A 6,122-nucleotide genomic window follows, 5' to 3' on the forward strand; every position below is an offset into this window, starting at 1 on the left:
CCGTATAGACTTAAGTTCGGCAGTGTTCGGACACAGACCAACAGAAAGGCGAATGTCAGTGGACAGCTTCACCCCCACCACCAAGACGCAGGCTGCACTGCAGGCTGCCGTCCAGGATGCGGCCGCTGCGGGTAACCCCGACGTGCGGCCCGCCCACATTCTCGTCGCGCTTCTCGAGCAGACCGACGGCATCGCGTCGCCGCTGCTCAAGGCCGTCGGCGTCGACCCCGTGCGGATCCGCAACGAGGCCAAGAACCTCGTCGACCGGGCTCCGACCGTGTCGAGTTCGAGCGCCCAGCCGCAGCTGAGCCGCGAGTCGATCGCGGCGATCACGGCCGCGCAGAAGCTCGCGACCGAGCTCACCGACGAGTACGTCTCGACCGAGCATCTGATGGTCGGGCTGGCGACGGGTGAGTCGGACACCGCGAAGCTGCTGACCGGTGCGGGTGCGACCCCGGAAGCGCTGCGCGACGCATTCGTCGCCGTGCGCGGAACCGCGCGCGTCACCAGCGAGGACCCGGAGTCGACGTACCAGTCGCTGGAGAAGTACTCGACCGACCTCACCAAGCGGGCCCGCGAGGGCGAGCTCGATCCGGTGATCGGCCGTGACTCCGAGATCCGCCGCGTGGTGCAGGTGCTGTCGCGTCGGACCAAGAACAACCCGGTGCTCATCGGTGAGCCCGGCGTCGGCAAGACCGCGATCGTGGAGGGCTTGGCCCAGCGCGTCGTCGCCGGTGATGTGCCGGAGTCGTTGCGCGGCAAGACCGTCATCTCCCTCGACCTCGGTTCGATGGTCGCGGGCGCCAAGTACCGCGGTGAGTTCGAAGAGCGGTTGAAGGCCGTCCTCGACGAGATCAAGGCGTCGGAGGGGCAGATCATCACCTTCATCGATGAGCTGCACACGATCGTCGGCGCCGGTGCGACCGGCGAGTCGGCGATGGACGCGGGCAACATGATCAAGCCGATGCTGGCCCGCGGTGAGCTGCGGCTGGTCGGTGCGACGACGCTTGAGGAGTACCGCAAGTACATCGAGAAGGACGCCGCGCTGGAGCGCCGGTTCCAGCAGGTCTACGTCGGGGAGCCGTCGGTGGAGGACACCATCGGCATCCTGCGCGGGCTCAAGGATCGGTACGAGGTGCACCACGGCGTGCGCATCACCGACTCCGCACTGGTGTCGGCGGCGACGCTGTCCGACCGCTACATCACCTCGCGCTTCCTGCCGGACAAGGCGATCGACCTGGTCGACGAGGCCGCGTCGCGCCTGCGGATGGAGATCGACTCCCGCCCCGTCGAGATCGACGAGGTGGAGCGCATCGTCCGACGTCTCGAAGTGGAGGAGGTCGCCCTCGAGAAGGAGACCGACGCCGCGTCGAAGGAACGCCTCGAGGCGCTGCGCCGGGAACTGGCCGACCACCGCGAGAAGCTGAACGAGCTGTCTGCACGCTGGCAGTCGGAGAAGACCGCCATCGACGCCGTCCGCGACGTCAAGGAGGAGCTGGAACGACTGCGCGGCGAGGCCGATCGGGCCGAGCGTGACGGCGACCTGGGCAAGGCGGCCGAGCTGCGCTACGGCAAGATCCCGGGTCTCGAGAAGGAGTTGGAGGCCGCGGTCGAGAAGAGCGGCACCGACCCCGACGAGGACGTGATGCTGCAGGAGGAGGTCGGACCCGACCAGGTGGCTGAGGTTGTCTCGGCGTGGACGGGTGTGCCCGCGGGCAAGATGCTGGAAGGCGAGACCGCCAAGCTCCTGCGCATGGAGGACGAGCTGGGCAAGCGCGTGATCGGTCAGCTCGACGCGGTCAAGGCCGTGTCGGATGCCGTCCGTCGTGCCCGCGCAGGCGTCGCCGACCCGAACCGCCCGCTGGGATCGTTCCTGTTCCTGGGGCCGACGGGTACCGGTAAGACCGAGCTGGCGAAGGCCCTCGCCGAGTTCATGTTCGACGACGAGCGAGCGATCGTCCGGATCGACATGAGCGAATACGGCGAGAAGCACAGCGTCGCACGGCTCGTCGGTGCACCTCCCGGCTACGTCGGCTACGAGGCCGGTGGTCAGCTGACCGAGGCCGTACGTCGTCGTCCGTACTCGGTGGTCCTGTTCGACGAGGTCGAGAAGGCTCACCCGGACGTGTTCGACGTGCTGTTGCAGGTGCTCGACGAAGGTCGCCTGACCGACGGTCAGGGACGCACGGTCGACTTCCGCAACACCATCCTCATCCTGACGTCCAACCTGGGCGCCGGTGGGGACAACGATCAGGTGATGGCGGCGGTGCGGGCGGCGTTCAAGCCGGAGTTCATCAACCGACTGGACGACGTCGTCATCTTCGACGCCCTCTCACCGGAGCAGTTGGTGCGCATCGTCGACATCCAGATCGACGGTCTCGCCAAGCGGCTGCGGCAGCGTCGCCTGGAGCTCGACGTGACGCCGAAGGCCAAGGAATGGCTGGCCGAGCGCGGTTTCGACCCGCTGTACGGCGCCCGTCCGCTGCGCCGCCTGGTGCAGCAGGCCATCGGCGACCAGCTCGCCAAGGCGTTGCTGGCCGGCGACGTCCGCGACGGCGACACCGTCCCGGTGGATGTCAGCGGCGACGGTGAGACGTTGCTCGTCGGCTGAGTCCGGCGAACCGAATACACCAGAAGGCTGTCGTTCGGTGTCACCTGGTGGCACCGAATGACAGCCTTTCCGTCTCCGACGTGCTGCTACACGAACGTCTGATGCAGTTCGCCGATCCCGGTGACCCAGCTCGTCAGAGTCTGACCGGGGGAGAGGAAGCGCGGCGGAGTGCGGCCCGCGCCGACACCCGCGGGCGTGCCGGTGAAGATCACGTCGCCCGGATACAGGGTGACGGTCGACGACAGTCCGGCGATCAACTTCGGAATCGAGAAGATCAGCTCCCGGGTCCGACCCTCCTGAACCCGCTCGCCGTCGATCGCGCAGCCGAGTTCGAGGTCGTCGCGGTCGTCGAACTCCTCGGGAGTGACCAGCCACGGGCCCTGCGGTGCGAATCCCGGGAACGACTTCCCGAGGCCGAACTGCGGTGCGGGACCGCGCAACTGCGACACCCGCTCGGACAGATCCTGGCCGACGGTGAGACCGGCGACGTGATCCCAGCCGTGCGCGGCGTCGACGCCGGACGCCTCGCGGCCGATCACGACCACCAGCTCGACCTCCCAGTCGACGTTGCCGCCGGGCGGAATGGTGACGGTGGTGTCGGGCCCGCTGAAGCTGGAGATGTACTTGGTGAACACCGGCGGCAGGTCGGTGGGCGACTCGAAGCCCGACTCCGCGGCGTGCTCGTCATAGTTCAGTCCGACAGCCAGCACCTGCCGCGGGCGAGGCGACGGCGCCCCGAGATGCGCACGGTCGATCGGAAAGGTGTCGGCGGCCGCGGCGTCGCGCCCCGACGCCCAGACGCGGAACGCCGCCCAGTCGTCGTAGACCTCCGTGAGGCCGGGGCCGAAGCGGCCCTCAGAGGCGATGGCGACGTCGATTCCGCGGACGTCGTCGGCGCCGACCACCAGGGTGGCTCGATCGTCGTAGGCGGCTAGGCGCATGGTTTCTCCTGGTCTGGGCAGAGGGATGTCGGGGCTCGGAACAGGCGCTCTCAGAACGCCTTTCCTGGATTGAGAAGGTCGTGCGGGTCGAGTGCGGCTTTCACCGCGCGGTGCATGGCGAGGACCTCCGGCGAGAGCTCCCTGTGGAGGCCGTCGCGTTTGAGGAGTCCGACGCCGTGCTCGCCGGTCACGGTGCCGCCGAGTTCGACGGCGGCGTCGATGATCGCGGTGAACGCGAGCTGGGCGCGCGCCTGGGCTGCGGTGTCGCCGTCGTCGACGATCAGCAGCGGGTGCAGGTTGCCATCGCCCGCGTGTGCGATGTTGGCGATGACGGTGTCGTGCTCGACGCCGATCGCCTCGATCCGGCGGAGCATCTCGGCGACCCGGCTCTTCGGCACGCACACGTCCTCGGTGAGGACCGGCCCCAGTCGTTCGAGCGCGGGGAAGGCGAGACGGCGTGCGGCGAAGAGGGCTTCGGCTTCGGCCTCATCGGTCGAGACGGCCGACCACGTGGCTCCGGCGTCGGCGAAGCACTGGTTCATGCGGTCGGCCTCCTCGTCGCCGACGGTCCCGGGCGTGTCGATGCGTCCGAGCAGGACCACGTCGGCCTCCGCGGAGAGCCCCATGTTCTTCCACTCGTCCACGGCGCGCAGGCAGTGGCGGTCGACGAGTTCCAGTGCGGCCGGTGTGAGCCCCGCGGCCGCTACGGCCTCGACGGCCTCGCCCGCGTCGCCGACGGAGTCGAAGTAGCCTGCGACGGTCCGCTGTCGTCCCTGCGCGGGCCGCAGTTTCACCGTGGCCTCGGTAACGATGCCGAGGGTCCCCTCGGACCCGACCATCAGACCGCAGAGGTCGTATCCGGCAACGCCTTTCGCCGTCCGCCGACCGAGGCGAACGATGTCGCCGAGGCCGGTGACGACCTCGACCTCGAGGACGTAGTCGCGGGTGACCCCGTACTTCACGCAGCACAGCCCGCCGGCGTTGGTGGCGATGTTGCCGCCGATGGTCGACCACGGTGCGCTCGCCGGGTCGGGCGGATACCAGAGGCCGTGGTCGGCGGAGGCGGCGCGGAGGTCGTCGTTGACTACGCCCGGCTGCACCACCGCGAGTCGTTCGAGGGGATCGATGCGCACGATCGCGTCCATCGCCTCCAGGCTCAGCACCACGCAGCCGTCGACGGCGTTGGCGCCGCCCGACAGCCCGGTGCCCGCGCCGCGCGCGACGATCGGTGCCCCGAACTCGAGGCAGGCCTTCACGACGGCCTGCACCTCGGCCGTGGTGCGCGTCCGGACCACCGCGACGGGCGTGCCGTAGTGGGCCCACACGGCCTGATCGTGCGCGTACGACTCCGCGATGTCGGGGTCGGTGACCACGCGGCCTTCCGGCAACGACGACGACAGCCGCTCGCGGAGCAGGTGAACCTCGGGTGACGTCCCGGGGCGGTCGTTGCCGGTCATGTCTGCCGATCGTACTGCGGTCGCCGCCGCCTGAAGCCGAACCTCCCGCAGGCTGAGACGCCGCGGCGGCAGGCGCCGGCGGCAGCGGAACTACCTGCGGACGTCTGCTCCGAGTTCGGTGACCAGTATCCGGTCACAGGGCTCGGAGCAAGTGGTGACGCGTCGGTTGAGGCGAGCCGAGTGCGGATGGGCTTGCCGGTGTTGTGGTGAGGCAGGCTCGCCGTGAGCTGCTGAAAGAAACTTTACACGTCCCCAAAACGTGTGAAAAAGTCGCTCATTTCTTTACACGTCGCAGGTCACGGCGGTGCCATCGGATGGTTACCGCGGGCAGAACTGCGTGGCGATGCCCATGACGGTCTGCAGGGGTGCTCCGCGGAGACCGAGGTCCCAGGAGACGCCCTTGACGATCTGCAGGCACTGCGCGTAGTTCGAGTTGACCTCGTTGTTCACCTTCACGACGACCTTGTTGGTGCCGCCGAGGAGATTGGTGGTGACCTTCTCACCGGTCTCCGCGGCGGGCGTCGACTCGGTGTCGGTGGATTCCTCGGCTGCCTTGGTGCCCTCGCACGTGCCGGAGACGGTGTAGTCGGTCTTGTTGAGCATCCCGGCGAAGTTCGCGATGCCGGTGTGCTGGTTCAGCGCATTCAGTGCGACCGTCCGCGTCAGGGTCTTGGTGCCGGTCGCGCCGTCCTTGCGGGTCGCGGTCACGGTGCACTTGTCCGCGTCCTTGCGGTTGATCACCATCACGTTGATCTCGTTGGTTCAGGACGTGATCGAGACCGCCCCGGACGCCGGCTGCTGATAACCGCCGACGACGCCCGCGTCGGCGTTGCCGGGTGCGACCCCGACGCCGATCGTCGCCGCGATTGCGGCGGTCGCGGTGACGGTGGCGAGCTGGATACTGCGCTTCACGTGAAACTCCTCCGAGTGAGCTGGACCATACAACTACAGCGGAGAGGCCCGTACCGCGCAAATCGCGCGCGGGGAGCACTGTTGATTGAGCGCGGAGTCCTCCCGTTGATTGAGCGAGCGCAGCGAGTCGAAATCTCTGTGACGTGGTCGTGTCTGGGGGTTTCGACTCGCTCCGCTGTGAGTGTTTGGGGTGGTTGGCCT

The 6,122-nt window shown here is 68.3% G+C and carries 5 protein-coding genes; 1 reads left to right on the top strand and 4 read right to left on the bottom strand.

Annotated elements, in window-relative coordinates; all coding sequences use genetic code 11:
• Nucleotides 1-58: 58 nt before the first annotated feature.
• Nucleotides 59-2,611: an ATP-dependent chaperone ClpB gene (gene clpB, locus SCNU_RS17665; protein ID WP_009680779.1), complete on the top strand. Its 2,553-nt coding sequence runs from the start codon at nucleotides 59-61 to the stop codon at nucleotides 2,609-2,611.
• 86 nt (nucleotides 2,612-2,697) lie between these two features.
• On the opposite strand, the gene SCNU_RS17670 is transcribed toward clpB, so the two are convergent.
• From SCNU_RS17670 to SCNU_RS20675, 4 genes are all read right to left on the bottom strand, one after another.
• Nucleotides 2,698-3,552 carry a fumarylacetoacetate hydrolase family protein gene (locus SCNU_RS17670; protein ID WP_009680780.1) on the bottom strand — a complete coding sequence of 285 codons (855 nt, stop codon included), beginning with the start codon at nucleotides 3,550-3,552 and terminating at the stop codon, nucleotides 2,698-2,700.
• A 50-nt stretch (nucleotides 3,553-3,602) separates the two neighbouring features.
• A complete protein-coding gene (locus SCNU_RS17675; protein WP_009680781.1) occupies nucleotides 3,603-5,009 on the bottom strand; it encodes an FAD-binding oxidoreductase in 1,407 nt (468 codons plus the stop codon).
• 318 nt (nucleotides 5,010-5,327) lie between these two features.
• Entirely contained in the window at nucleotides 5,328-5,756 is a 429-nt protein-coding gene (locus SCNU_RS17680; protein ID WP_139026106.1) for a hypothetical protein, read from the bottom strand.
• Nucleotides 5,757-5,771: 15 nt separating this feature from the next.
• Entirely contained in the window at nucleotides 5,772-5,921 is a 150-nt protein-coding gene (locus tag SCNU_RS20675) for a hypothetical protein (RefSeq protein ID WP_009680783.1), read from the bottom strand.
• Nucleotides 5,922-6,122 lie beyond the last annotated feature (201 nt).

This window comes from Gordonia neofelifaecis NRRL B-59395 (genome assembly GCF_000192435.1).
Lineage (GTDB): Bacteria > Actinomycetota > Actinomycetes > Mycobacteriales > Mycobacteriaceae > Gordonia > Gordonia neofelifaecis.